Source organism: Pseudomonas sp. Wu6, assembly GCF_019891515.1.
In the GTDB taxonomy this organism is placed as follows: domain Bacteria; phylum Pseudomonadota; class Gammaproteobacteria; order Pseudomonadales; family Pseudomonadaceae; genus Aquipseudomonas; species Aquipseudomonas orientalis_A.
Window position 1 is genome coordinate 24,276 of the sequence record NZ_JAFLXH010000015.1, and the last position, 26,983, is coordinate 51,258.

At 63.5% G+C, this 26,983-nt stretch carries 24 protein-coding genes; 5 read left to right on the top strand and 19 right to left on the bottom strand.

Annotation, left to right across the window (positions count from 1 at the left end):
- Positions 1 to 82: 82 nt before the first annotated feature.
- The 17 genes from urtD to J1G34_RS12695 form a co-directional block, all read right to left on the bottom strand.
- Entirely contained in the window at positions 83 to 916 is an 834-nt protein-coding gene (gene urtD / locus J1G34_RS12615; RefSeq protein WP_163032567.1) for an urea ABC transporter ATP-binding protein UrtD, read from the bottom strand.
- Positions 913 to 1,980, bottom strand: coding sequence for an urea ABC transporter permease subunit UrtC (gene urtC / locus J1G34_RS12620; RefSeq protein ID WP_065936039.1), 1,068 nt, complete (start codon positions 1,978 to 1,980; stop codon positions 913 to 915). The genes urtD and urtC overlap by 4 nt, the downstream gene beginning before the upstream one ends.
- Entirely contained in the window at positions 1,980 to 3,482 is a 1,503-nt protein-coding gene (gene urtB, locus J1G34_RS12625; RefSeq protein ID WP_065894563.1) for an urea ABC transporter permease subunit UrtB, read from the bottom strand. The genes urtC and urtB overlap by 1 nt, the downstream gene beginning before the upstream one ends.
- 138 nt (positions 3,483 to 3,620) lie before the next feature.
- Positions 3,621 to 4,886: an urea ABC transporter substrate-binding protein gene (gene urtA, locus J1G34_RS12630; RefSeq protein ID WP_065894564.1), complete on the bottom strand. Its 1,266-nt coding sequence runs from the start codon at positions 4,884 to 4,886 to the stop codon at positions 3,621 to 3,623.
- Between the two features lie 183 nt (positions 4,887 to 5,069).
- Positions 5,070 to 6,080 carry a FecCD family ABC transporter permease gene (locus tag J1G34_RS12635; protein WP_222994133.1) on the bottom strand — a complete coding sequence of 337 codons (1,011 nt, stop codon included), beginning with the start codon at positions 6,078 to 6,080 and terminating at the stop codon, positions 5,070 to 5,072.
- Complete coding sequence (locus J1G34_RS12640; RefSeq protein ID WP_065894567.1) at positions 6,077 to 7,024, bottom strand: ABC transporter substrate-binding protein; 948 nt, start codon at positions 7,022 to 7,024, stop codon at positions 6,077 to 6,079. The genes J1G34_RS12635 and J1G34_RS12640 overlap by 4 nt, the downstream gene beginning before the upstream one ends.
- Positions 7,021 to 7,809, bottom strand: coding sequence for an ABC transporter ATP-binding protein (locus J1G34_RS12645; RefSeq protein ID WP_065894568.1), 789 nt, complete (start codon positions 7,807 to 7,809; stop codon positions 7,021 to 7,023). The genes J1G34_RS12640 and J1G34_RS12645 overlap by 4 nt, the downstream gene beginning before the upstream one ends.
- The gene (locus J1G34_RS12650; protein ID WP_222994134.1) at positions 7,809 to 9,917 is read right to left on the bottom strand and encodes a TonB-dependent receptor; all 2,109 of its coding nucleotides are present in this window, start codon (positions 9,915 to 9,917) and stop codon (positions 7,809 to 7,811) included. Before J1G34_RS12650 ends, J1G34_RS12645 begins: the two co-directional genes overlap by 1 nt.
- 158 nt (positions 9,918 to 10,075) lie before the next feature.
- Positions 10,076 to 11,455 carry a PepSY-associated TM helix domain-containing protein gene (locus J1G34_RS12655; RefSeq protein WP_222994135.1) on the bottom strand — a complete coding sequence of 460 codons (1,380 nt, stop codon included), beginning with the start codon at positions 11,453 to 11,455 and terminating at the stop codon, positions 10,076 to 10,078.
- A gap of 140 nt (positions 11,456 to 11,595) precedes the next feature.
- On the bottom strand, positions 11,596 to 13,656 hold the full coding sequence (locus J1G34_RS12660) for a TonB-dependent copper receptor (RefSeq protein WP_222994136.1): 2,061 nt from the start codon (positions 13,654 to 13,656) through the stop codon (positions 11,596 to 11,598).
- A 93-nt stretch (positions 13,657 to 13,749) separates the two neighbouring features.
- Positions 13,750 to 14,139, bottom strand: coding sequence for a DUF2946 domain-containing protein (locus J1G34_RS12665; protein WP_065895733.1), 390 nt, complete (start codon positions 14,137 to 14,139; stop codon positions 13,750 to 13,752).
- A 10-nt stretch (positions 14,140 to 14,149) separates the two neighbouring features.
- Positions 14,150 to 14,632: a copper chaperone PCu(A)C gene (locus tag J1G34_RS12670; RefSeq protein WP_065895732.1), complete on the bottom strand. Its 483-nt coding sequence runs from the start codon at positions 14,630 to 14,632 to the stop codon at positions 14,150 to 14,152.
- Positions 14,633 to 14,679: 47 nt separating this feature from the next.
- Positions 14,680 to 15,072 carry a DUF2946 domain-containing protein gene (locus tag J1G34_RS12675; RefSeq protein WP_065894578.1) on the bottom strand — a complete coding sequence of 131 codons (393 nt, stop codon included), beginning with the start codon at positions 15,070 to 15,072 and terminating at the stop codon, positions 14,680 to 14,682.
- Positions 15,073 to 15,354: 282 nt separating this feature from the next.
- Positions 15,355 to 15,678 (bottom strand): helix-turn-helix domain-containing transcriptional regulator, encoded by a 324-nt coding sequence (locus J1G34_RS12680; protein WP_065883425.1) that lies wholly within the window; start codon positions 15,676 to 15,678, stop codon positions 15,355 to 15,357.
- Positions 15,679 to 15,683: 5 nt separating this feature from the next.
- Positions 15,684 to 16,016 carry a type II toxin-antitoxin system RelE/ParE family toxin gene (locus J1G34_RS12685; protein WP_065936086.1) on the bottom strand — a complete coding sequence of 111 codons (333 nt, stop codon included), beginning with the start codon at positions 16,014 to 16,016 and terminating at the stop codon, positions 15,684 to 15,686.
- Positions 16,017 to 16,072: 56 nt separating this feature from the next.
- Positions 16,073 to 16,798, bottom strand: coding sequence for a cobalt-precorrin-6A reductase (locus tag J1G34_RS12690; protein WP_065894582.1), 726 nt, complete (start codon positions 16,796 to 16,798; stop codon positions 16,073 to 16,075).
- On the bottom strand, positions 16,795 to 18,000 hold the full coding sequence (locus J1G34_RS12695) for a bifunctional cobalt-precorrin-7 (C(5))-methyltransferase/cobalt-precorrin-6B (C(15))-methyltransferase (RefSeq protein WP_065894584.1): 1,206 nt from the start codon (positions 17,998 to 18,000) through the stop codon (positions 16,795 to 16,797). Before J1G34_RS12695 ends, J1G34_RS12690 begins: the two co-directional genes overlap by 4 nt.
- Before the next feature lie 38 nt (positions 18,001 to 18,038).
- On the opposite strand from J1G34_RS12695, the gene cobG reads away from it, so the two are divergent.
- The 5 genes from cobG (at position 18,039) to J1G34_RS12720 (ending at position 23,390) form a co-directional block, all read left to right on the top strand.
- Complete coding sequence (cobG, locus tag J1G34_RS12700; RefSeq protein WP_222994137.1) at positions 18,039 to 19,385, top strand: precorrin-3B synthase; 1,347 nt, start codon at positions 18,039 to 18,041, stop codon at positions 19,383 to 19,385.
- On the top strand, positions 19,378 to 20,004 hold the full coding sequence (locus J1G34_RS12705; RefSeq protein ID WP_065894588.1) for a precorrin-8X methylmutase: 627 nt from the start codon (positions 19,378 to 19,380) through the stop codon (positions 20,002 to 20,004). Before cobG ends, J1G34_RS12705 begins: the two co-directional genes overlap by 8 nt.
- On the top strand, positions 20,004 to 20,735 hold the full coding sequence (locus J1G34_RS12710; RefSeq protein ID WP_065883437.1) for a precorrin-2 C(20)-methyltransferase: 732 nt from the start codon (positions 20,004 to 20,006) through the stop codon (positions 20,733 to 20,735). The genes J1G34_RS12705 and J1G34_RS12710 overlap by 1 nt, the downstream gene beginning before the upstream one ends.
- Entirely contained in the window at positions 20,735 to 22,372 is a 1,638-nt protein-coding gene (gene cobJ, locus J1G34_RS12715; RefSeq protein WP_222994138.1) for a precorrin-3B C(17)-methyltransferase, read from the top strand. Before J1G34_RS12710 ends, cobJ begins: the two co-directional genes overlap by 1 nt.
- Positions 22,373 to 22,610: 238 nt before the next feature.
- The gene (locus J1G34_RS12720; RefSeq protein ID WP_065894591.1) at positions 22,611 to 23,390 is read left to right on the top strand and encodes a hypothetical protein; all 780 of its coding nucleotides are present in this window, start codon (positions 22,611 to 22,613) and stop codon (positions 23,388 to 23,390) included.
- Here J1G34_RS12720 and J1G34_RS12725 read toward each other — a convergent pair.
- Both J1G34_RS12725 and J1G34_RS12730 read right to left on the bottom strand, forming a co-directional pair.
- On the bottom strand, positions 23,387 to 23,983 hold the full coding sequence (locus tag J1G34_RS12725) for a MarC family protein (protein WP_065883442.1): 597 nt from the start codon (positions 23,981 to 23,983) through the stop codon (positions 23,387 to 23,389). The genes J1G34_RS12720 and J1G34_RS12725 overlap by 4 nt on opposite strands.
- Positions 23,984 to 24,160: 177 nt before the next feature.
- Positions 24,161 to 26,932, bottom strand: coding sequence for a hybrid sensor histidine kinase/response regulator (locus J1G34_RS12730; protein WP_065894592.1), 2,772 nt, complete (start codon positions 26,930 to 26,932; stop codon positions 24,161 to 24,163).
- Between the last annotated feature and the right edge of the window lie 51 nt (positions 26,933 to 26,983).

Consider the following 26,983-nt stretch of genomic DNA (forward strand, 5'->3'; position numbering starts at 1 on the left):
TGAGGGCACCGCGTGCATTCAGAATGCCCGCGCTATCGTTGACGATCTTCGCGAGCAAGCTCGCTCCTACAGGAAAACCACCTTAGCGACCGAGGTAAACCTCGATCACCCGCTCATTTTCCTGCACCTGTTCCAGCGACCCTTCGGCCAATACGCTGCCCTGGTGCAGCACGGTGACGTGGTCGGCAATCGAGCCGACAAAGCCCATGTCGTGCTCCACCACCATCAACGAATGCTTGCCGGCCAGGCGCTTGAACAGTTCGGCGGTGAATTCGGTTTCGGCGTCGGTCATGCCCGCCACCGGTTCATCCAGCAGCAACAGTTGCGGATCCTGCATCAGCAGCATGCCGATTTCGAGGAACTGCTTCTGGCCGTGGGACAGCAAACCGGCGGGCCGATGCACCGAGGCGGTGAGGCGGATAGTGTCGAGCACTTCGTCGATGCGGTCTTTCTGCTCGCCACTCAGGCGTGCGCGCAGGCTGGCCCACACCGACTTGTCGGTCTTCTGCGCCAGCTCCAGGTTTTCGAACACGCTCAACGCCTCGAACACGGTCGGCTTCTGGAACTTGCGACCGATGCCGGCCTGGGCGATCTGCACCTCGCTCATGCCGGTCAAGTCCAGGGTTTCGCCGAACCAGGCGTTGCCGTGGCTGGGCCGGGTCTTGCCGGTGATCACGTCCATCAGCGTGGTCTTGCCCGCGCCGTTGGGGCCGATGATGCAGCGCAGTTCACCGACGCCGATGTAGAGGTTGAGGTCGTTGAGCGCCTTGAAACCGTCGAAGCTGACGCTGATGTCTTCCAGGGTCAGGATGGTGCCGTGGCGCGTATTCAGGCCCTTGCCGGCCGCCTGGCCGATACCGATCGCATCACGGCCGCTGCCCGCATCGAAAATAGGTTCAAGCATGACGTTCCTCATTTCTTCAGCAGGCCGATGACGCCCTTGGGCAGGTACAGCGTGACGATGATGAACAGCGCCCCGAGGAAGAACAGCCAGTACTCAGGAAAGGCCACGGTGAACCAGCTCTTCATGCCGTTCACCACGCCCGCGCCGAGCAGTGGGCCGATCAGCGTGCCACGCCCGCCCAGCGCTACCCACACGGCGGCTTCGATGGAGTTGGTCGGCGACATTTCGCCGGGGTTGATGATGCCCACCTGCGGCACATACAGCGCGCCCGCCAAACCGCACAGCACCGCGCTCAGCACCCACACGAACAGCTTGAAGCCACGCGGGTCATAGCCGCAGAACATCAGGCGGTTTTCCGCGTCACGCAGTGCGGTGAGCACGCGGCCGAATTTGCTGCGGGCCAGGCGCCAGCCGATGTACAGGCTGGCCACCAGCAGCAGTACCGTGGCCACGAACAACACCGCCCGCGTGCCAGGTTCAGTGATGCCAAAGCCGAGGATGCTGCGGAAATTGGTAAAGCCGTTATTGCCGCCAAATCCGGTTTCATTGCGAAAGAACAACAGCATCCCGGCAAAGGTCAGGGCCTGGGTCATGATCGAGAAATACACGCCCTTGATCCGCGAGCGGAAAGCGAAAAAGCCGAACACCAGGGCCAGCAAGCCCGGCGCCAGGACCACCAGGCACAGCGCCCACCAGAAGTGTTGGGTGCCCACCCAGTACCAGGGCAATTCGGTCCACGACAGAAACGTCATGAACGCCGGCAACTCATCGCCCGATGCCTGGCGCATCAGGTACATGCCCATGGCATAACCACCGAGGGCGAAGAACAGGCCGTGGCCGAGGGACAACATGCCGGCGTAACCCCACACCAGGTCCAGCGCCAGTGCGACGATGGCATAGCAGAGAATCTTGCCGACCAGCGTCAAGGTATAGGCCGACACATGCAGCGGGTTTTCCGGCGACAGCAGCGAACCCAAGGGCAGAGCCAGCAGCAGCAACAGGATCACCGCGCCCACTGCAATCGTCACCTTGGGGCCGGCCTTTTGCGTGGCCGTTAGCATCAATGGCTGATTCATCAGTCGATCACCCGTCCTTTCAGTGCGAAGAGTCCCTGCGGGCGTTTCTGGATAAACAGAATGATCAGCGCAAGGATCAAAATCTTGCCGAGCACCGCGCCGATCTGCGGTTCCAGGATCTTGTTGGCGATCCCCAGGCCAAAGGCCGCCGTCACACTGCCGGCCAACTGGCCGACACCGCCCAACACCACCACCAGGAATGAGTCGATGATGTAGCTCTGGCCCAGGTCCGGGCCGACGTTGCCGACCTGGCTCAGCGCCACGCCGCCCAGCCCCGCGATGCCGGAGCCGAGGCCGAAGGCAAGCATGTCCACCCGTCCGGTTGGCACGCCGCAGCAGGCCGCCATGTTGCGGTTCTGGGTGACGGCACGCACGTTGAGGCCCAGGCGCGTCTTGTTCAGCAGCAGCCAGGTCAACACCACCACGAACAGGGCGAATGCAATGATCACGAGACGGTTGTACGGCAGCACCAGGTTGGGCAGCACTTGAATGCCGCCGGACAACCATTGTGGGTTGGACACTTCAACGTTCTGCGCACCGAACACCAGGCGCACCAACTGAATCAGCATCAGGCTGATACCCCAGGTCGCGAGCAGGGTTTCCAATGGCCGGCCATACAGGTGACGAATCACCGTGCGCTCCAGCGCCATGCCGATGGCGGCAGTGACGAAGAACGCCACCGGCAGTGCGATCAGCGGGTAGAACTCAATGGCCTGGGGCACGTAGCGCTGCATCAGCAACTGCACCACGTAGGTGGAATAGGCGCCGAGCATCAGCATCTCGCCGTGGGCCATATTGATCACGCCAAGCAGGCCGAAGGTGATCGCCAGGCCCAGGGCCGCGAGCAATAGAATCGAGCCCAGCGACATACCGCTGAAGGCCTGGCCGAGGATCTCACCGAACATCAACTTGCGTTTGACCTGGGCCAGGCTGGTTTCGGCGGCGGTGTGCACGGCGGCATCGGTTTCGACGCCGGGCGCGAGCAAGGCTTCCAGGCGCGTGCGGGCCAGCGGGTCGCCGGTGCTGCCGAGCAAGCGCACCGCGGCCAGGCGCACCACCGGGTCGGTGTCGACCAATTGCAGGTTGGCCAGGGCCAGGCTGAGGGCGCTGTGCACCTCCTCATCGGTTTCGGCGGCGACCTGCTGGTCGAGGAATTTCAGTTGCGCAGGCACTGCGCTTTTTTGCAGGGTACGCGCAGCACTCAAGCGCACCTTGGGGTCGGCGGCGAGCAATTGCTGGCTGGCTTGTACATTGTCGATCAGGCCGCGCAGGCGGTTGTTCAGGCGCACGGTTTTGGTTTCGCCGTTGAGCGTGAGCTGGCCTTGCTGCAGGGCGTCCACCAGCTCGATGCGCGCAGGATCGGGGTTGGCGGCCCACGCCTGGAGGAGTTTGGCTTGCTGCACCGGGTTGGCGGCAAGGAAGTCGTCGGCGTCGCTGGCGTGTGCGGCCAAAGGCAGCAACAGCAGCAATGCCAGGAAGCAGCGTTGGAGGGCAGTGGGCATACACAATGTCCTGATCATGCGGGGACAGTGTGGGAGGGGGTTTGCCCCCGATTGCAGTGTGTCAGTTGATGAATATAGGTCTGACACTCCGCTATCGGGGGCAAGCCCCCTCCCACATTTTTAGCCTGTGGTGGGGCTTCAGTTGCTCTTCACGGCGTAGTCTGGTTTTTTGTCATTGCCCGGAATGTACGGGCTCCACGGCTGGGCGCGGATCGGCGCTTCGGTCTGCCACACCACCGAGAACTGCCCGTCGGCCTGGATCTCGCCGATCATCACCGGCTTGTGCAGGTGGTGGTTGGTCTTGTCCATGGTCAGGGTGAAGCCCGACGGCGCGGCGAAGGTCTGGCCGGCCAGGGCTTCACGCACTTTGTCGACGTCGGTGGACTTGGCTTTCTCCGCCGCCTGGGCCCACATATGGATGCCCACATAGGTGGCTTCCATCGGGTCGTTGGTCACGGCTTTGTCCGCGCCCGGCAGGTTGTGTTTCTTGGCGTAGGCTTTCCAGTCGGCGACGAATTTCTGGTTCACCGGGTTCTCCACCGACTGGAAGTAGTTCCACGCCGCCAGGTTGCCCACCAGCGGCTTGGTGTCGATGCCGCGCAGTTCTTCTTCACCCACGGAGAATGCCACCACCGGTACATCGGTTGCCTTCAGGCCCTGGTTGGCCAGTTCCTTGTAGAACGGCACATTGGAGTCGCCATTCACGGTGGAAATCACTGCGGTCTTGCCGCCGGCGGAGAACTTCTTGATGTTGGCGACGATGGTCTGGTAATCGCTGTGGCCGAACGGGGTGTAGACCTCTTCGATGTCCTTGTCCGCCACGCCTTTGGCATGCAGGAACGAGCGCAGGATCTTGTTGGTGGTGCGCGGGTACACGTAGTCGGTGCCGAGCAGGAAGAAACGCTTGGCGCTGCCGCCTTCCTCGCTCATCAAATATTCAACCGCCGGGATCGCCTGCTGGTTGGGTGCCGCACCGGTATAGAACACGTTCGGCGACATTTCCTCGCCTTCGTATTGCACCGGGTAGAACAGCAGGCCATTGAGTTCTTCGAACACCGGCAATACCGATTTGCGCGACACCGAGGTCCAGCAGCCGAACACCACCGCGACCTTGTCCTGGGTCAGCAACTGCCGGCCTTTTTCCGCGAACAGCGGCCAGTTGGACGCCGGGTCCACCACCACCGGCTCAAGCATCTTGCCGTTCACACCGCCCTTGGCGTTGATCTCGTCGATGGTCATCAGCGCCATGTCTTTAAGCGAGGTTTCGGAGATCGCCATGGTCCCGGACAACGAGTGCAGGATGCCGACCTTGATGGTCTCGGCGGCCTGCACGGTCCAGGTCAAGCCCATGGCCGCAATGGATGCCGACAGGGTGAATGCCTTGATCAAACTGCGACGCTTCATAGTGCGATCTCCGTGAACTCAACAAGGGGGTGAGGGACAAGTTGAGCAGGGGATTGCAAGCGCTGTGCCGAGTCGCCAAACCCCATGAAATGCCTGGTTTGCCCGCGCTTTTGCAGGCGTGACGCACCAGAAAATGGCAGGCGCAAGTGTCGGTGCGTGGCGGTGCGCTACAACGGGGCGTGCTCAGCGCCTGCGCATCAAGCCGATAAAAAACAGACCGCCGATGGCCGCCGTTGCTACGCCAATCGGCAGGTCTTCGGGGGCGATCAGGGTGCGTGCCGCAACATCCACCCACACCAGGAACACACTGCCCAGCAGCACGCACACCGGCAGCAAGCGCCGGTGCTCGGCTCCTACCAGGCGCCGTGCGATGTGCGGCACCATCAGGCCGACAAAGCCGATGGAGCCGCTGATCGACACCAGCACGCCGGTCATCAGCGACGCGATCAAAAACACCTTGAGCCGCACGTTGCGTGCGTTCAGGCCCAGAGTCACGGCGGTCTGTTCGCCGGCCATCAGGGCATTGAGCGTGCGCGCCATGCCCGATAGCAGGGCCAACCCAAGCACCACCGTGGCGGCGGGAATCGCCAGCAGTTCCCAGCGCGCCAGCCCCAGGCCGCCGAGCATCCAGAACATCACCGCTGAGGCGGCGCGGTGGTCGCCCATGAACAGCAGCAGGTTGGCCACCGCCATCATCACGAATGACACCGCCACGCCGCACAGCAGCAGGCGATCACTTTCCAGGCGGCCATTGCGACTGGCCACGGCCAGCACCACCAGCATGCTCAGCAGCGCGCCGATGAAGGCCGCAATGGGCAGGGTCAGCAGGCCGATGACTTCGCCCACATGCAGCACCACGATCACCGCGCCGAGGGTGGCGCCGGAGGTCACGCCGAGCAAATGTGGGTCGGCCAACGGGTTACGCGTCACGGCCTGCAACACCGCGCCGATCAACGCCAGCCCGGCGCCCACCAGGGCACCGAGCAGCATGCGCGGCACGCGGATCAGCCAGACGATATGTTCCTGGCCCGCGCTCCAATCCACTTCACCGATGCCGCACGTCTTGTGCAGCAGGATCCGCCACACCACGTCCACGGGCACCCGCGCCGAGCCGAACCCCAGCGAGATCACGCAGGAGATCAGCAAAAACGCGCCCAGGGCACTCAGCAGCAAGGCGTAGCGACGGTCGATCATTCGCCGTGGAACCCCTTGGCCAGGGCTTGCACCGCCAGCACGTTGTCGATACCCGGCGTGGCCTGCACGTACGGGATCACGATAAAGCGCTGGTTCCTGATGGCGTCCACCGATTGCAGGGCCGGGTTATCGAGCAGAAATTGCTCTTTCTGTTTGGCCGTGATTTCGCTGTAGTCGACGATCACGATCACCTGCGGGTTGCGTTCCACCACGGTTTCCCAGTTGACCCGGGTCCAGCTGGCGTCGACGTTGTCGAGGATATTGCGCCCGCCAGCGGCGTCGATTAACGCGTGTGGCATGCCCAGGCGTCCTGACGTCATGGCGCGGTCTTCGCCGCTGTCGTAAAGAAACACCCGTGGCTTGTCGGCGGGCAGGTCTTTTTGTACCTCGGCCACCTGCGCCTGCATCTGGGCGATCAGCGCGTTGGCACGGTCTTGTACGTCGAAGATCTTGCCCAGGTTGCGCAGGTCGTTATAGGTGTCTTCGAGTGTGGCAGCGGGGCGCTTCATCACGAACGCACACGACTCGGTCAGCTCATACACGTTGATACCCAAGGGTTGCAGGGTGTGCGGCGTGAGGTCGCCGCCCACGCGCATGCCGTAGTCCCAACCGGCGAAGAAGAAATCCACGTTGGCATTGAGCAAGGTTTCCACTGATGGGTACTTGCTCGCCAGCTCCGGCAGGCCGTCGAGGATCGCGGCCATGTCCGGCGGCACTGACTTCCAGCCCGTCACGCCGCTGTAGCCGGCCATGTGTGGCTTGAGGCCCAGGGCGAGCATCATCTGGGTCATGTTGATGTCGTGGCTGACCGCGTGTTGCGGGGCTTGCTGGAAGGTCACGTCGCGGTTGCAGCTCTTGATGGTCAGCGGGTAGTGGGTGGCTTCGGCGAGCGCTTGGGCAGTGGCGAACATCAGGGCGAGAGACAGCAGGGCGCGCAGGATCATGGTTGGGTTATCCAGGTGATTCGGGGGTAGCCGGACAAGGGATGGGTGTCGATCAGGGCTTGGACGCCAAACACGTCGCGCAGCAACGCGGCGGTCAGCACTTCATGGGGCGTACCGCTGGCGACGATGCGCCCATGATGGATCACGTACAGGCGATCACAGAACGCGGCGGCCAGGTTCAGGTCGTGGATGCTCGCCAGGGTGCCGATGTTCAACTGCTTGACCAGCCTTAACAGCTCCAGCTGATAGCGCGGGTCGAGGTGGTTGGTCGGCTCATCGAGGATCAGCAGTTGCGGTTGCTGGGCCAGGGCGCGAGCCAGGATGACGCGCTGCTTTTCACCGCCCGAGAGGGTGGCGAACGCATGGTCTGCGAAACCCTGCATCCCCACCGACTGCAGTGCGTTGCGGATCAGTTGCTGGTCGTGCTGGGTGTCGCTGTCGAACAAACCCTTGTGGGGCGTGCGGCCCATGGCGACCACTTCATCCACGCGCAAGCCGAACGCGTCGGGGAATTCCTGCAGCACCACCGCGATGCGTCGCGCACACCACTTGGCGCTTTGCTTCCAGACGTTCTGGTGCTCAAGCATTACCTCGCCGCGCTCCGGCCGGGTGAATCGATAGGCGCAACGCAACAGGCTGGTCTTGCCGCTGCCGTTAGGCCCGATCAGGCCGACAAACTCCCCGGCAGCGACCTGCAGGCCGGCGTCACGCAGTTGGAACCGGTGAAGGCAGTGGTCGTGGCCGGGTGGAGTCCAGGCCAGGTCGGTGAGGGTGAGCGAGGTCATTAAAAGGTGTAGTCGGCAGTAATGAACATGGAACGAGGTACACCCAGAATCCACTGCTGCCCATCGTTGTACTGGCTGACTGCGTAAGTGCGATCGAACAGGTTGTTGAGTTGCAGGCCCAGTGTGGTGTTGCGCATGGCGTTCCACGACAGCGTTGCATCGACCACGGTGTAGCTCGGCAACTCGTTCTGGTTGGCCATGTCGGCATACCGTGCATCGACATAACGCACACCGGCACCGGCACGCACGTTGTCGGTCACGGCCTTGCTCAGCCACAGGTTGGCGGTGCGGCGCGGCACGTCCACTGGGCGGTTGCCGTCGCGCGACACCTGCACGCCGCCGACGTCCTGTTTGAAGTCGTCATACTGCGCTCGCACGATGGCGGCGTTGGCTTGCAACTGCCAGGCGTGAGGCAGTTGCAGGTCGAGGCTGGCCTCCAGGCCGTTGGAAGATTGTTGGCCGACTTGCTGTTTGAACCCCGGGACGCCCGGCACGTCCGTCAGAAGCTTATCCTTGACGATGTGGTAGGCCGCCAGGGTCCATTCACCCCGTGCGTCCCAGAATGCTTGCTTGATACCGACCTCGGTCTGCCTGGCGCTGGACAGGTCGAACTGCTGCTGGCTCGGGCTCAGGGAAATCAGCCCGCCGACGCCGTCGGTGCTGGTGGCGTACTGGCCGTAGACCGAAGTCTGCGGGGTGATCGCGTAGACCAGGCCGGCTTTCCAGTTATTGCCGGTGAGGGTTTTGTCGGATTGGCCACCGGTGCGCAGATCGTCGCGGTCGATGTGCGCGTAGTCGCGGCGGACGCCGGTGACCAGCGCGAGTTTATCCGTGAGTTGCAGGCGGTTTTCCGCGAAGCCGGCCACCGTCCTGGTGGTGGTGGCGAACACCGGTTTGAACGGGTCCTGGCTGGCAAATGGCGCAGGCGCCGGGTGATACAGGTCGACGGCTTGGCCGGTTTGCGCCACGTCATTAAACGGCGTGTTGCTCGCCAGGCGGAAGCGGATGCGGTTGTATTCCACGCCTGCCACGGTCTGGCTGTCGAGGCCGAACAGGGTGTGCTTGAAGGTGAAGGTCTGGCGGTCGCCCACCTGTTCCTGATCGTGCTTGATCCCGAAGTTGCCGCTGCGGGTCAGTTGGCCGTTGGTGAAGTTGTAGTTCTCGGCGTTCTGCCAGCGACGCTGGTTTTTCAGGTAGTACAGCTCGTTGGTGGCGCTGACGTTATCGCTCGGTTGCCACTCGCTGGTCAGGCGTGTCCACTGGTCGTTGTAGTGCTGGGTGTCGTTGCTGACGTTGTAGTTCTTGTCGCGCAGGCCCTTGTGCAACTGGCCGTTGATCAGGGGCGTGCCGAAGTAGTTTTGTGGGCGCTGGTCGCCGTAGTCACTGGCCAGGGTGAAGCTCAGGTTGTCGGCCGCCTGCCAGCGCAGGGCGCCGCTGATGAAGTCGCTGCTGGCGTCGCCACGGTCGATGAAACCGTTGCTGCGCAGGCGGTTGAGGTTCAGGCGGTAGCTCAGGGTATCGGTCAGTGAGCCGCCACTGTCCAGGGCTTGTTGCTGGCGGTCGTAGGAACCGTAGCCGAGGCGGATGCGGTTTTCGATCGCGCCCGCGAAAGGCTTTTTCGGGACCGTATTGACCACCGCGCCGGTAGCGCCTTCGCCGTACAGCACCGAGGCCGGGCCGCGCAGCACGTCCACCCGTTCCACCGCCCAGGTGTCCACCGGGAAGGTCGAGGTGCCCATGCCGGTGTACATGCGGTTACCGTCGTACAGTTGCATCACCGAGCTTTGGCCGGTAAAGCCACGGGCTTGCAGCGAGGTGCCACCGTCGCCCGGGGTGCCGGTGCGGGTGATGCCGGTGGCGCGGGAGATGGCGTCCTGCACGCTGGCGTCGCCACGTGCTCGGATCTGCGCGCCGGTCTGGCTTTCTACGCTGCCGGGAGTTTGCAGCGCCGTCAGGTTCAGGCGCGAACCGGCGGTAGTCGGCGTATTGAGCTCGACGCGTTCGTTATCGACTGCCGGTGCCGTGATGGCGCTCTCGGGCAGGGTCATGGCCTGGGCGTTGGTATGCAGGGCGAGCAGGCACAGGCCGCACGCTAGGGAGTTGTTCATCGGTCGATTCAATCGCTTCTTGAAGGGGGGCTCGCCGCAGGGCGCGGCGAGCAACGATAACGCAGAAAGTGTTATAAGTTAACACTTATTGGCTGCGCGACAACAGTCGCGCAAGGCTACACAAGCCCGCAGCGTCGGGCATCTCGCCTGTTTCATGCTTAACCTGAGGCAGATTCACCTTGGGCAAAAAAGCGTGACAGCACCAGGCGATCCAGCGCCCACACCAGAATCAACGATGCGCCCACCAACGGGAAAATGATCGCCAGCCCGAGCATGATCACCATCGCGGTTTTCCACTTCGGCACGTCATGACGCGGCGGCGGCACACCCAGCCCGCCCTGTGGCCGACGCTTCCACCAGATCACCACGCCACTCACCGCACTGAGCAGAATCATCAGGCAGATCACCAGCACGATCAGTTGATTGATCCAGCCGAACATCTTGCCTTCGTGCAACATCACGCCGGTCTCGGTGGCGCGTGCGACCAGGTTGTAATGCTCCCAACGCACATCGGCCAGGACCTTGCCGGTGTACTGGTCTACATGCAGGGTGGCGTCATTGCGCGGGTCGTTGGCGAACACCGCGACGGTGAATACCCCCGTGGCGGTGGTGGGGAAGGTGATGCTGTAGCCGGGCTCGACCCTGCGCGCATTGGCCAGGTCGACCACCTGTTGCAGGCGCACGGTCGGCGTGGCGGGGCCTGCATGCATGGCGCCGTGGTTCATGTGTTCGGCGTGGTCGCCGGACATCGGCATCGGCGTGTTTTCCAGGGCCCAGGGCACGGTCTGTTGGGTGGCCGTGTTGAGCACGCGTGCCTGCTGGTCGGACTGCGGCACGTTGTTCCACATCGCCGCCGGAAAAGTGTTCCACAGCGCGGCGTATTGCTTGCCCCAGAAGCCCGTCCAGGTCATGCCGCTGAGCAGCATCACCAGCAAAAACGCTGCGCCCCAGAAACCGGCGACGGCGTGCAGGTCGCGCCAGAACACGCGGCCACGGCGGTTGAGTCGGGGCCACAATATGCCGGCCGATGACTTGCCGCGCGGCCACCACAGGTACAGGCCTGACACCACGAGCATTACGCCCCAGCCGGCGGCGAGCTCTATCAGGCGATCACCGGTGGTGCCGATCATCAACTCGCCGTGCAGGGCGCGGGCGATGGCTTGCAGGTTGTATTTGGCGTCCTGCTCACCCAGGACGGTGCCGCGATACGGGTCGACGAATACGCTGATTTCGCGGCCCTGGTTATGCATCACAAACTGTGCGCTGCTGGTGGCATTGGCAGGCGGCAGGTACTTGCTGATCGCAGCCTGGGGGTAGGCGGCTCTGGCGCGTTGCAGCTGCTCGTCGGCGCTCAGCGCGTGTTCGGCGGCGGGAACGCTGAGCAGGTGGCCGTACAGCAACGGGTCGAGCTGGGGTTTGAACAGGTAGATGATGCCGGTCAGGGCCAGCAGCACCATGAAGGGGGCGACGAAGAGACCGGCGTAGAAGTGCCAGCGCCAGGCCAGGTTGTAGAAGGAAACTTTTTGTTGAGTGCTCATCAGGGCTCCGCAAGGCTTTTGATTTTTTGTGTCAGTTACACCGCTATCGGGGGCAAGCCCCCTCCCACATTGGATTGGGTTCACATAGTTGGATTTGGGAACCCGGTCAAGTGTGGGAGGGGGGCTTGCCCCCGATGCTGTTAGAAGCTCATATCCAACTTGGTCCAGAGCGTACGCCCCGGTTCCTTGATGGCCTGCGGGTCGCTTGCCGGGTAACCGAACCCGGCATTCCCCGCCAGGTTCAAATGCTCGGCGTATGCCTTGCCAAACAGGTTGTCGACCCCGCTGCTGACCTTGAAGTGCTTGTTGATGCGGTACGCGGCATTGAGCGAGAACACGCCAAAACCGCCGCTTGTGTCGTAGTCCTTGCCGACCACGTTGCCCTTGTTCGGGTCGATGCGGTTCTGCGCCGCGACCACGCGCCACAACGCGCCGGCACTCCAATCGTCCTGGCTGTAGGTCAGGCCCAGGCGCGCATCCAGCGGCGGCATCTGCGGCAGGGCTTTGCCGTCGCTGCTGTTCTTGCCCCAGGCGTAGGCCAGGCTGGCATCGGCTTTCCAGTGAGTGGTCAGCTTGTACGCCGCGCCCAGTTCACCGCCCATGATGCGTGCGTCGACATTGCGTGCCTGGGAGGTGGTGCCCATCATGCCGGGCCGGTAGTCGAACAGGATGAAGTCGCGCACCTGGCCGACATAAGCCGAGGCCCAGGCGTCAAGGTTGGCGGTTTTGTATTGCGCGCCAACATCCAGCTGGGTGGTCTTCTCCGGCTTAACGCCGTCGAAGGCATTCACCGAGCCGGCCGCGCCGGTGTTGGGGGAGAACAGTTCCCAGTAGTCCGGGAAGCGTTCAGCGTGACCCAGGCCCGCATAAACGGTAGTGGGCGTGTCCGCAAGATCATGCTCAAAGCGCACGAAGCCCGAGGGCAAGGTGTCTGCGCGGGTGGCGTCGGCGCTGGGGTTGGCACGGCTCATCATTGCCGAGCCGGTGCGTTGGCGAAAATCCCTGGCCGAGGCGCGGTCCAGGCGGGCGCCGGTGATCAGGCGGTCAGTGTCGGCGGCGTACCAGGTCAGTTCACCGAACACGCCGTAGTTGTGAAAGTTGGCGTCCTTGCTGCGCGGCAGGTCCTTGTAGGTGTCGATGCCCATGCTGCTGCGCGCGCGGTGTTCGTTGGTCTGTGCGTCCAGGCCGCCGATCAGTTGCACATCGGCCCAGCGCCAGGTCGCCTTGATCCGCCCACCGATGGTGCGCCGATCGACGTTGGAGGCCATGGGCCCGGCCATCATGCCGGTGCCCGAGGGGACGCGCAGGCTGTAGTTGTCCATGACGTGGTCGGCGTAGTTGTAGTAGACCTGGGCCTCGACCTTGTCCAGCACCTCGCCGATGTTGGATTTTTCCATGCGCAGGCCGAGGCTTTCGCGCAGGAACTGCGAGCCGTCCATGCCGCGCCCGGCATAGCGCGCTTCGCCATCGCCACGGCCGGCGGTGAGTTCCAGCAGGGTGTCGGCGTCGGGGGTGAAACCGACGGCCACATCGCCATTCCACTTGTCATAACGCGAGGCCACGCGGTCGTTGTTGCCGTCCTTGTAGTCGTCGGCATGGGCCTGGTTGCCGATCACCCGCACATAGCCCAACGGCCCTCCGGCAGCGGCATCGATGACCTTGTCGAAACGCCCGTTGGAGCCGGCCAGCACACTGGCATTGACCCGGGTACCCAGCTCGCCGAACTGCTCGGGCTCGCGCTCGAACAGGATCGTACCGGCTGACGCGCCGGGGCCCCAGAGCACGGTTTGCGGGCCTTTGATCACGGTGAGCTTGTCGTAGGTTTCCGGCGAGATATACGAGGTGGGCGCATCCATGCGGCCCGGGCAGGCGCCGAGCATCATGCCGCCGTTGGTAAGGATATTCAGGCGCGAACCGAACATGCCGCGCAACACCGGGTCACCGTTGGTGCCGCCGTTGCGCACCAGGGCGAAGCCGGGGATGGTCTTGAGGTAATCGCCGCCATCGCTGGCGGGCACCGGCTGGCGTGGATCTTTGGGGTTGGTGACAACGGTGAGCGGCGAGCTGGGGGCGATCGCAGTGACGACCGTGGGGCTCAGCTCGTGTTCATCAGCATGGGCGTGTGGCGCAAGCAGCGCGCCGCACAGAACGGCGAAAACCGGGGCAGCGCCCAATCGGGTGTCAGCAGAAAACCTGGACATGAAAAATTCCATCAATCAGTCGTAAACAACACGGCCAGCAGCCTGCGGCTGTCTGTTTGAAGTCGGCCGGGGTGAAGTAGCGCGGTGAAGGGCTTACGACGCGATGGGCGGCGCACGACTGCGCGCGCCGGGGAAGATGCTCTGCCGGGCATGACCCAGGCGCGGGGTGGGAATGAGCGCGTTGGCGGGCGGCGGGGTGCCGAGGGTGATGTAGGAGACGCTGCCGGGCAGGGCGGGGCAACTGAACAGCAGGCTGCAATAGCCGCATTTTTCCCAGAGGACATGATGTTCGTCGGGGGCTTTGCTCGGCTTGGGCTCGCCGTGGCACGCGGGCATGTCCATGGACATACCGGCGTGATGATTCATCGGCATCGCCTGGGAAATCAGCGGACCGATAAAGATCATCAACATGGCGAACAGGCTGACCCAACTGCCGCGCATCAAGCGGCGGCGTGGAGACAACCTGGCGCTGCGGGCGCCCATCGGGGGAGTCCTACTGGGCGTGCTTATGCTCGTGAGCGGTCATCGGCGGCGACTTCTGAACCGATACGTTCACCTCGACCTTGCCGGCTTTTTCAAACGTCAGGGTCAGTGGGAATTGCTTGCCATCGGCCAACAGGCTGCGGTCCTTGAGGCCCAGCAGCATCACGTGATAGGCCATCGGCGCGAACGTCAGTTCGCCCTTGGCCGGTACGGCAACGCTGGGCACTTGCTGCATCTTCATCAGGTCGCCCTGCATCACATGCTCGTGCAGCTCGGCTTTTTCGGCCACGCTGGTTTCAACGCCAAGCAGGCGATCCGGGGCAGTCCCGGTGTTATGAATAACAAAGTACGCGGCGACGGTGGGCGCATTCGGTGGCAACTCCTGGGACCAGGGGTCGCTGACCAACAGGTCACCGGCCTTGTAGTCCTCGGCATTGGCAGCACTGAACACCGGCAGCAGCAACGCCGCCAGAAGCAGGGAAGATTTGAGCATGGCAGTTCTCCGGAACGGTTCTGAACGCAGTTCACTTGCGAAGAAGATCAGACCGTTGGAGAAGCGCGGGGATTGAGGCTCGGCCATTGCCGGCGCGGGGCGGGATTGCGCAACACGCGCGGCGGCAGGCTTTGCAGCGCTTGCTGGCGCGTCACATACAACTGCGGCGCATGCCCCGGCAACGCCACCCACGGCGCCGAGCCCGAGCAACACCAGCAATGCTGCATGGCGGAGTGATCGTCCGGCGCTGCCGGGATTTCCAACTGGCCCAGGGCAATGGCCTGCAGGCTGGCGCCATTGGACGAACAGAACCCACCCAACAGCAGGCGCTTGACCGGGTCATCGGTCTGCTGCATCGCACTGGCCAGCGGCATGGCAAACGCATTGAACAGCACTGCAAGGCAGGCGATCCAGGCAATTGCAAAGCGTTGACGGGCCATGGCGGATAATCCGTAGGGTTAAACGATCAGGCGGGTATTTAGCCTGATCGGGGGAGATAAGTAAAAACGCGTGGTGTGGTTTGGTGTCGCAGTGTCGGGTTTGAGGATAGACGGGGAATTGAGTGGGTGCCGAACTTCAAGGCTGCGCAGGTCAACTGTGGGAGGGAGCTTGCTCCCGAGTGCGGAGGATCAGCCAGAAAATCAGTGACTGACGCACCGCTATCGGGGGCAAGCCCCCTCCCACATTGCCTGTAGCACCGCTGATGCTGGTTGTTGTACCAATTATGCAGCGGGAACTCCGTGCACCTGCATGTCGACACCTAAGGCTTTTCTGATCACTGCAAAAATCGCGGCGAGGTTATCCATGCTTGGGTTACCGCTGGCTGAGAGCATTCGGTGCAGGCTTTTACTCGGTTTGGCAGTTTCTTTCGCAAGTCCTTCAAAACCCACCGTGGCGTTGACCAAATCACGCAGAATCACGCGGGAAACTTCCGGCTCACCGTTGAGAAACAGCGTAGCGGCCTCGTCGAGAAGAGCTTGGGCAAATGCAGGGTCGCGCTGGGCACGTTCAGCGATGGTGTGCTTGTAGCTACGGGTTAACGCCATGCTGGTTACCTCTTTTGTTTCAATTTCTTGTGACGCTGATGCTCATTGATCAGCGACTTAACGACTTTTATATCGCGCTTTTGACTGGACTTGTCCCCGCCACCGAACAGGATGATTAATCGTAGGCCTTCCTGTATCAGATAGATTCTCAGGCCTGGCCCCCAATCGATGCGGTATTCACCGAACCCGTCGCACCACTTGATGTTGCTGGTGTTGCCCATTTCAAGTCGAACCAGAGCGGTCGTAACTCTGGTTGCCGCCGGCACACTCAAGGATGAAAACCACTCATCGAACGGGCTGGACAGGTTGTCACGTCGGTATTCTTCAATCTCGATCATTCGCCGTTCTGAAGGTAACAAATAGGTTACTTATCAAGCAAGCGAGAGATCCTGACTTATCGAATGAAATTTGCCAACGCGATGAGTGTTTCTTCAGGCGACAAGAGTTCACGGTCTACATGAGCCAACACCGGCCGCTTCAACACCAACACCGGCACCCCACATTCCCGCGCCACTTCCAGCTTCGGTTCGGTGGCGGTGCTGCCGCTGTTCTTGCTGATCAGCACATCAATCCGGCGTCGTTCGAATAACGCCCGCTCATCCTCGATCAGAAACGGCCCGCGTGCGCCGATCACTTCACAGCGCTCATTGCCCGGGTACACGTCCAGCGCGCGCAATGTCCAGAACTGGTCGGCGGGGATTTCATCGAGATGCTGCAAGGGTTCGCGACCCAAGGTGAACAGCGGGCGCTTGAAGGGCTTCAACGCTTGGATCAGCTCAGCCCAGTCAGACACTTCGCGCCAATCATCCCCGGCCTGCGGCTGCCACGCCGGACGTCGCAATGCCCAGCACGGCACAGCGCACAACCGTGCAGCCCGGGCCGCGTTGTGGCTGATCTGCGCTGCGTACGGATGGGTGGCATCGAGGATCAGGCTGATGCGTTCATCGCGAACAAACTGCGCCAACCCTTCAGCGCCTCCATAACCGCCGACGCGCACCTGGCAGGTCAGGTCGGTCGGCACGCGGCCCACGCCGGCCAAACTGTAGATATGCTCCGGCCCCAGGGTGCGGGCAATGGCCAGCGCTTCCGTCACGCCGCCCAGCAACAGAATCCTGTTCATAGCGGCTTGATCACTTCCAGCAGCGTGATCGGCAACGCCTGGCGCCAGGTGTCGAACTCGCCCAGTGGCTGCGCCTGGGCGACATGGATGCGGGTCAGTTCGCCGCCGTGCTCGGCGCGCCAGTTCATCAAGGTCATTTCGCTTTGCAGGGTCACGGCGTTGGCGACAAGGCGCCCGCCGGGGCGCAGGTGTTGCCAGCAGGTGTCGAGCACGCCGTCGCGGGTGACGCCGCCGCCGATGAAGATGGCGTCGGGTACCGGCAGGCCGTGCAACGCGTCCGGAGCTTTGCCGCGAATCAGGTGCAGGCCGGGCACGCCGAGGGCGTCGCGATTGTGTTCGATCAGGCCTTGGCGGCCCGGGTCGTGCTCGATCGCCAGGGCACGGCAGCTGGGGTGCGTGCGCATCCATTCGATGCCGATGGAACCGCTGCCCGCGCCCACATCCCACAGCAGTTCGCCGGGCATCGGGGCGAGGCGGGCGAGGGTCATGGCGCGCACATCGCGTTTGGTCAGTTGACCGTCGTGCTGGAACGCCGAGTCCGGCAGGCCTGCCAGGCGCGACAAGGGCGGCGTGTCGCTGCAGGCCAGGCAATCGATGGCGACCAGGTTCAGATCGGCAGTGCCGAGGTGATGCCAGTCTGCGGCCAGGCCGTCCAAGCGCCGCTCGTTCGCGCCGCCCAAGTGTTCAAACACCGTCAATCGGCTGGGCCCGAACCCTGCCTGCGTCAATAACGCGGCAATCAACGCAGGGCTGCCACCATCATTGCTCAGCACCAGCAAGCGCACACCGCTGGCCAGGTGCGCGTTGATTGCCGCGAAGGGGCGGGACACCACGGACACCGTCACCACGTCCTGCAACGGCCAGCCCAAACGCGCCGCCGCCAGGGACACCGACGACGGCGCCGGTATAACCAGCAGCTCATCCGCCGCAATCTGGCGCGCCAGACTGGCGCCGACGCCATAGAACATCGGGTCACCACTGGCCAATACGCACACAGGCTCCCCACGCCGTGACAACACCGGCTCCAGGGAAAACGGGCTCGGCCACGCCTGGCGCTCGCCACTGATACACAATGGCAACAGGTCCAACTGGCGTTGGCCGCCTATAATCCGCGTAGCGCGCAACAGGGCGTGCCGGGCATTCCTGCCCAGGCCCTTGAAGCCGTCTTCACCGATGCCTACAACCGTCAGCCAGGGCGACATAGCAATTCCTTGAACGACATCCGACGGGCAGGCTTTTCATGCCGCCGGACAAAGCAGGCATAATACCGCGCCTTTACCCGTCAACCGGTAGCCCCGTGAACCCAACGCCCGCTGTAAATACCTTGCGCCCCTCGGCCTGTCCGGGGTTGCTGCGTATTGTCCAGGCGTTGGACGGCGGTATCTGTCGGGTCAAACTGGCCGGTGGTTCGCTTACCGCGGCCCAGGCCAACGCCGTGGCGGATGCTGCCCAGGCGTACGCGGGCGGGGTGATCGAGGCGACCAACCGCGCCAACCTGCAGATTCGCGGGATCGGCGCCGAGCAGGACGCCTTGATCGCAATGCTGCTGGCGGCCGGCCTCGGCCCGAGCAACGCGGCCGGTGATGACGTGCGCAACCTGATGCTCAGCCCCAGCGCCGGCATCGATCCGCAGATGCTGTTCGACACCCGCCCGCTGGCCGCGCAGATTCTCGCCACGTTGGACAGTCATCCGCGTTTTCATCAGTTGTCGGCCAAGTTCGCCGTGCAGCTGGACGGCGGTGAAGCCCTGGCGATGCTCGAGCATCACCATGACCTGTGGCTGTCGGCGTTTGTGCGCGAGGGGCAAACGCTGCTGGCGTTCGGCCTGGCCGGCTGCCCCGGCCTGAATGCGCCCGTGGCGGCCGTGCCGCTGGACCAGGGCCATGCGCTGGTGGTGGCGGTGCTGGAGGCCTTTCTCGACCTGGCGACGCCCGAGCAAACGCGCATGCGTCATCTGGCTGTGGATAAGTTATTGAGCCGCCTGAGCCTGCCGCTGCTGTCGGCCCAGGGCTTCAAACGCCCGGCCGGTGGTGCGCTGCTGCACATCGGAAGTTATCCCCAGCCCCGGAAGAATCAGTTCTACGTAGCGGCAGTCGCGCCTCTGGGCCGTCTGGATTCGCAGATGCTCCAGGGCGCCGCGCAACTGGCCTGCGAGTACGGCGATGGCACGTTGCGCTTCACGCCCTGGCAAGGCGTGCTGCTGCCCAACATAGAACGCCCTGGCGCCGTCACCGACCGCTTGGGGCAACTGGGCTTTCTCTGTTCAATCGAGCAACCCCTTGCGCGCATGATTGCCTGCACCGGTTCCAGCGGTTGCGGCAAGGGCCTGGCCGATACCAAGGCCGACGCAGTGCAATTGGCCACCCTGCAACCCGGCGTGGAGGTGCACCTGTCCGGTTGCCCGCGCTCCTGCGCCGCCGCGCACACCGCGCCGGTCACCTTGCTGGCGGTGAGTCCCGGCCATTACGACCTCTATTTTCGCGACGCCGCCCATCCAGGTTTTGGCCGGCTGCACGCGCGCACTCTTTCCATTGAAGCGGCGGGCGCCCTGTTACGCGCTCGCCCACGGAGCAACATCGATGATTGATTACATCCGCGACGGTCAGGAGATCTATCGCAACTCCTTCGCCATTATTCGCGCGGAAGCCAACCTGGACCGCATCCCGGCCGATCTGGAAAAACTTGCGGTGCGGGTGATTCATGCCTGCGGCATGGTCGAGGCGATCGACGGCCTGCAATTCTCCGAAGGCGCAGGCAAGGCCGGGCGCGATGCGCTCGCGGCGGGCGCACCGATTTTATGCGATGCGCGGATGGTCTCCGAAGGCGTGACCCGCGCGCGCCTGCCGGCCAATAACGCGGTGATCTGCACCCTGCGTGATGACAGCGTGCCTGAGCTGGCGCGGGAGTTGGGCAACACCCGTTCCGCTGCCGCCCTGGAGCTGTGGCGCCCGCACCTGGCAGGCAGCGTGGTGGTGATCGGCAACGCGCCGACTGCCTTGTTCTACCTGCTGGAAATGCTCGACGCCGGCGCGCCGAAACCGGCGTTGATCCTCGGCTTCCCGGTGGGCTTTGTCGGCGCCGCCGAATCCAAGGCGATGCTTGCCGCCGACAGCCGTGGCGTGCCGTTCGTGATCATGCAGGGCCGTCTGGGCGGCAGTGCCATGGCCGCCGCCGCCGTCAATGCGCTCGCCACGGAGGTCGAATAATGCACCCACGCGGACGTCTGATCGGCCTGGGCGTGGGCCCCGGCGATCCGGAGCTGATCACCCTCAAGGCCCTGCGCCTGCTGCGCGAGTCGCCCGTGGTGGCGTACTTCGTGGCCAAGGGCAAGAAGGGCAATGCGTTCGGCATCATCGAGGACCATCTGGTGCCGCAACAAACCCTGATGCCCCTGGTGTACCCGGTGACCACCGAGGCGCTGCCGGCGCCGCTGTCCTATGAGCAAGTGATCAGCGACTTCTACGACACCGCCAGCGTCGATGTGGCGGCGCACCTGGATGCGGGTCGCGATGTGGCGGTGATCTGTGAAGGCGACCCGTTCTTCTACGGCTCCTATATGTACCTGCATGACCGCCTTGCCGAGCGCTATGAAGCGCAGGTCATCCCGGGCGTGTGTTCGATGCTGGGCGGCGCTTCGGTGTTGGGTGCGCCGCTGGTGTATCGCAACCAGAGCCTGTCGGTGCTGTCGGGGGTGTTGCCGCACGACGACCTCAAGCGCCGGCTGGCGGACGCTGACGCGGCGGTGATCATGAAGTTGGGGCGCAACTTCCACAAGGTGCGCCAAGTGTTGGAGGAACTCGGTCTGGCCGGGCGTGCGCTGTACGTGGAACGCGCCACCATGGCCAATCAGAAAATCGTGCCGCTGGACCAGGTGGAGCCGATGTCGTCACCGTATTTTTCCTTGATCATCGTGCCCGGTGAACGGTGGCAAGGTTGATGAGCCCGGCGATTGTCATTCTGGGCCAGGGCAGCCTGGCGACTGCGCGCAGGATCCAGCAGCTTTACCCGGCGGCGCAGATCCATGGCCTGACCGGTCGGGTCGACGGCGCGGACCAGGTCTACAGCGAATTCGGCGCCACACTGCGCCAGCTCTACCAACAGGGAACACCGCTGATTGCGCTGTGCGCCGCCGGCATCGTCATCCGTACCCTCGCGCCGCTGCTGCTCGAAAAAGGTGAGGAGCCGGCCGTGCTGGCCGTTGCCGAAGACGGCAGCGCCGTGGTGCCCCTGCTGGGCGGGCTGGGCGGTGTGAATGTGATGGCGCGGGAGATTGCCGCCGCGTTGGGGGTGGCGGCGGCGATCACCACCAGCGGCGAATTGCGCTTCGGCACCTGCCTGCTCAACCCGCCCAGGGGCTATGAGTTGGCGGACCTGGAGTTGGGCAAGCGCTTCGTCTCGGACCTGCTCGCCGGTGAAAGCGTGCGCATTGAAGGCGAAGCGCCCTGGCTGGCGCAGGCCAACTTGCCACAGGCCGCACAGGCGCGCCTGGCGATTCATGTGGGCAGTGCCGAGCGCGTGCCGGCCGCCAACGAATTAGTGATTTATCCGAAAACCGTCTGCGCCATCTGCAAGCCGGGCGCGCAGCTGGCCGCCCGTGTGCGCACCGCCTTGCATGAGGCGGGCGTTGCCGTGCAATCGCTGGCGTGCCTGCTTGCCAGCGACCTGCAGATGGCCGAAGCGTCGCTGCATGAGGCTGCGCTGGAACTGGGCGTACCGCTGCGGTTTGACAAAGTCGAGCCGCCGGCGGACATCATCCTCAGCGTCGCCGAACAGCCGTTGGACGTGTCACAGGTCGGTCGCCCACGCGGGCGCCTTGCCGTGATCGGGCTCGGCCCGGGCGCCGCTGAATTGATGGTGCCGGCGGTAAAGGCCGAGTTGGCGCGCTGCACTGACGTGCTGGGCTACGAAACCTACGTGCGCATGGCCGGGCCGTTCCGTGAAGATCAGGTGCAGCACTGCACGGACAACCGCGAAGAAATGCAGCGCGCCCGGCACGCCTTCGAGCTGGCCGCCCAAGGGCGCTCGGTGGTGGTGGTGTCGTCCGGCGACCCGGGTGTGTTCGCCATGGCCGCTGCGGTGATCGAGGCGTTGCATGAGTCCAGCGACCCGGCCTGGCACCAGGTCGACCTGCAAATCCTGCCGGGCGTCTCGGCGTCCCTGGCCACCGCTGCCCAGGCCGGGGCGCCGCTGGGGCATGACTTCTGTGTGATGTCGCTGTCGGATAACCTCAAGCCGTGGGCGATCATCGAAAAGCGCCTGGACCTCGCGTCCCAGGCCGACCTGGCCCTGGCGTTCTACAACCCGATTTCCCGTGCGCGGCCGTGGCAACTGGGGCGTGCGCTGGAGATCGTCGCCCAGCACCGCACCCCTGAAACGCCGGTGGTGCTGGGCCGCGATATCGGTCGCCCGGGCCAGACGCTGTGCGTCACCACCCTGGGGCAACTCACCCCGGACCAGGTGGACATGCGCACCATGGTGCTGATCGGCTCGTCCACCACCTGCACCTTTGCGCGTGCCGGTGGCGGTGAGTGGGTGTACACCCCGCGCTGGTACGGCGATAAACCCGCCGGCTGAAAACAGCTCGGCAGTGGCCCGAAAGCTCCGAATGACTCCAGGATTTTTCTGTTGTCGTTCGGGGCTTTTTCTTTTTTTCACGACGAAACCACGAGGCTCATCGTGCATGCCGCGTTATTGCGGGTCGGCGCGTTTTGCCGGGCCGCGCCAAGGGATGTTTGTTGCCTGGAAAGCCCGTCGGCGAGTGGACTAGTGTGGTTACAAGCCCCGAGTCGGGGTGTACGTGGAGAATTGGGAAATGGAGCGACACCACAGAAGGATCAACAGTACAAAACGGCGCAAGCTGATTGCCGCCTACAAATTGCCGGGCGCGCCGGGCACGCCCGCGACGTTACCGCTGGACACCGAAGATGACTGCAATGCGGCGGTGGTCAACAACGGTGTGATTTCCTTTGCCGAGGGGCTGTCCGGGCTTAACCGCGAATACATCCGTAAAAGCTACCTGCTGGCCAGCAGTTACGTGAGCGATGTATTGAAGGTGCATCGGGGCACCGAGGCCTGGTACGACGAATTTATCAAAGTGATGGTCAGCCTCGGCTGGCTGCCGGTGCGCAGCAGCTTCGAGCGCGTCTCGCGCGCGGGCAGGGGGCTGACGGTGCAACTGACGGCGCTGAATATCATCGGCGCAATGCTCGCCTCGATGTCCATGTCGGGGCCGTTGCTCAGCCTGCTGCCGAAACTGGCCGCCGATGCGCTGGAGACCTTGAAGCAACTGCCGGCATCTTTCGATTTGTTCAAACGCAACAGCAGCGTGCACCAGGGCGGTGACTTCGGCGTGGCGTCCTGCGCTGAAACCAATGGCGAAGTGATGATGGTCCTGGTGACCTACAGCAGCCATGGCGTGAGCAAGCAGGTGGGGTTGCCGTTCCTTGAATGGGACAGCTCATCGTTCGAGGCCTTCAGCGGGCAGACCTGCCTGGTGCTCAACACCTCGGTGGTCAATGAACAGACCCTGCAACTGATGCGCGACAGTGCGGGTGACAACGTGCAGTCGGCCATCGCCAAATACCGGATCTAGGTCACCAGATAGCCACGGACCCCGGTAAAGATAATTTGCGCGGCCAGGGCGCACACGAACAAGCCCATCAACCGGCTGACAATCTGCAAGCCCTGGTCGCCAAGAATGCGTTCGATCCGATTGGACAGGTACAGCACCACCCCCACCGTGAGACTGGCCAGGGCGATGCTGAGGATGGCGGTGAGCTTGTCGTCCCAATGGGGCTGGCTCACCCCCATTACCAGCAATGCACCGATGGTGCCGGGGCCGACCGTGAGCGGGATGGTCAGCGGTACGATGGTCACGTCCTGCTGCACGTTATCGGTTTGTACCGCCGACTTGCCTTGGGCCATGCCCAGGGCGGAGATAAACAGCACGCTGCCGGCGCCGATGCGGAACGCGTCCACGGTGATGCCGAACACACTGAAAATGACCCTCCCGAACAGGTACAGCAGCACGCTCGACACCAGCGTCGCCAACGCGACTTTCCAGGCCAGGCGCCGCCGCTCCTTGCTGGAATAGCCGCGGGTCAGGCTGATAAAGCAGGACAGCACGAAGAACGGGCTGTAGAGCACCAGCATCTTCAGGTAAACGCTGAATAACACGTGGAGCATGGGGGGACTCGCGGGCGGTGGAAGTGTGGAGGAGTCTATCAGGCGACGCGAATCAAATGTGGGAGGGGGCTTGCCCCCGATTGCGGAGTGTCAGCAGATACATCTGTGGCTGACCCACCGCTATCGGGGGCAAGTCGAATCGTCGCACCGCCCCTCCCACATTTGATTGGATTTCAATCAGGACGGCGCGTGTTCCGGGCGTTGCTGGCGCTGCACAACCCAGTAATCCACCAGCTCGCGCAGCTGTGACAGTTCCACCGGCTTGGCCATATGCCCGTCCATCCCCGCCTGGCGCGCGCGTTCTTTATGTTCCGAGAGAATATGCGCCGTTAGCGCCACCACCGGCGTGCGCACACGTTGGTGGCTGACCTCCCACGCGCGCAGCTGCTGGGTGGCGGAGAAACCATCGAGGATCGGCATTTCACAGTCCATCAGCACCAGGTCATAGCGCTGGGCTTTCATCGCCTCCAACGCTTCTTCGCCGTTGCTGGCGGTATCCGGGTTGAGGTTGAGCTTGCCGAGCATGCCGCGTATCACTTTGGTGGAGATACTGTTGTCCTCGGCCACCAGGATGCGGAAGTCGCTGGGCACGGTAATGGCTGCCGGCGCGGCGGGAGCGAGGCGAGGGTGGGGGGCGCCTTTGCTGCGCTGGGTCAGTTCGTCGGCCAGGGTGGTCTTGAGCGTATAACCGGCCACCGGCTTGGCGAGGATGCGCTTGATCCCGCAGTTGCGCGCGATGATCTTGCTCGGCGCGTTGCTGATGCCGGTGAGCATGATCAGCAGGATATCGTGGTTCAGGCTCGGGTCTTCCTTGATCTTGGCCGCCAGTTGCATGCCGGTCATGCCGGGCATGTTCTGGTCCAGCAACACCACGTCGAAGTAATCGCGCAGGTGCGCCTTGGTGCGCAGCAGGGCCAGGGCCTCTTTGCCCGAAGCCACGGCGCTGACGTTCAGGCCCCAGGCCGAGCATTGCTGCAGCAGCACCTTGCGGCAGGTGTCGTTGTCGTCCACCACCAGTACCCGTGCGTCCTTGAGCGGGCCGTCGAGATCGGAGGTCGGGTGCTCAAGGCGTTCGGGGTCCAACGGCAGGGTCAGCCACAGGGTGCTGCCCTGGTGGCTGCCGCTCTTGACGCCGAATTCGCCGTTCATCAACAGGATCAACTGGCGTGCGATCACCAGGCCCAGGTGGCCGCTCAAGCGTGTGGCCGAGAGAAAGTTCTTGCTGTGCAGTTCGCTGTGCATCAGGGCGTCGCGCTCGGCGGCGTCCATGGGCACGCCGCTGTCTTGCACGGCAATGCGCAGGCGTGGCTGGGTGCTGCGCTCGTCGAGGGCAACGACGATCAGCACTTCGCCCTCGTCGGTTTTATGCAGGGCGTTTTCCAGCAGGCTCAACAGCGCCTGGCGCAGGCGTGTCGGGTCACCGCTGATCACGCGCGGCACCTGGGGCTGGATAAAGCTGATCAGCTCGACATTCTGCTGCTCGGCCTTGGCGCGGAAGATGCTCAGGCAGTCGTCGATCAGCGCGTTGAGGTCGAACTGCACATCATCGAGTTCGATCTGCCCCGATTCGAGCTTGGAGATGTCGAGGATTTCGTTGATCAGCGTGAGCAATTCGTTGCCGGCGCTGTGAATGGTCTGCACGTAGTCGCGTTGTTTCACCGACAACGGCGTGCCCAGCAGCAACTCGGTCATGCCCAGCACGCCGTTCATGGGGGTGCGGATTTCGTGGCTGATCTTCGCCAGGAACTCGGCCTTGGCCGCGATTTCGGCATTGCTCGCGGCCAGGTCGCGGCTGAGGCTGAAGCGCGTTTCAACAATGGCGCGCTGGCGTTCGCCGAGGGCCAGGCTCATCAGCAGGCCGCTGATGCAGATGAAACTCAGCAGGGTGATGATCAGGCCTTGCGGTGCCAACAACGTGAGGCCGAGCAGGGCGGGAAGAATGATCAGCGTGCCGATGTTGAACACCACCATCCCCGCCACGAACAGGCGCGCCGGACGATAGCCCCGTTGCCAGTGATAGGCCGATACAAACAGCATGCTCAGGCCGGCCAGCGCCACCAGGGCATAGGTGATGATGTTCAGCGGCAGGGTGTTGACGAACAACAGCAGCAGGCCACACAGCACGATCACCAATATGTCGGCCATCAACAGTTTGTTCAGCGGGTGCGGGCCCAGCGGCATGAAGAAGCGGTAGGCAAACATCAGCCCGCACGGCGCGGTCAGCAGCAGGGCGAGGTAGGCGCCGGGGGTCTGGATCGCGTGCCAGTTGGGCAGCCACGGCCCCACCACGTTGAGCAACAGCGCCAGGCTGAGCATCAGCAAGAACTCACACGCGGCCAGCCACAGGCTGCTGCGCGAGCGGTGGTAGGCGAAGCGCGTGAGGTTATGCAGGATCAGCATCAGCAGGACGCCGAACAGCAAGCCGTAGACCAGCGTCTGGTTCTGGTTGGCGGCGGCGAGTACGGCGGGTTCCAGGGTGATATAGGGGCGCAGCTCGTGTTCCGACACCAGGCGCAGGTAAACCTCGAGCGGGCGCTGGCTCTGTGGCATCGGCAGCATGAAGTCACTGCTGGGCAGCGGTCGCTCGGCCTGGGGTTGGCGCGTGCCGGTGGTCTGCTGCTCCACCAGGCTGTTGCCGTCCAGCACATACAGGCTCAGGCTCGACAAGTCCGGGGCAAACACCCGCAGCACCTGTTCATGCTTGCCGGGTTGCAGCTTGAAGCGTACCCACAACGCACCGTCCGGCGGCGCGGCGGTAATCCGGTCCAGTTCGATGGGGCTGAATTGATTGGTGTAGCGCGAGGAACGGATGTCGCTCAGTTGCAGGTCGGCCTGATCATCGAGCAAGACTGCCCAACCACTGCCTTGCGCCGCGGCTTGAGCCGGGACCAGGCAGAGCAGGGTCAGCAGACTGACGGTAAAACCTAAGGCGATCCTGAGCCAGCGCACGGCGAAGTCCCTTCGTAGGTGAATGCACGGGTTAACTATGCGCGGGGCGGC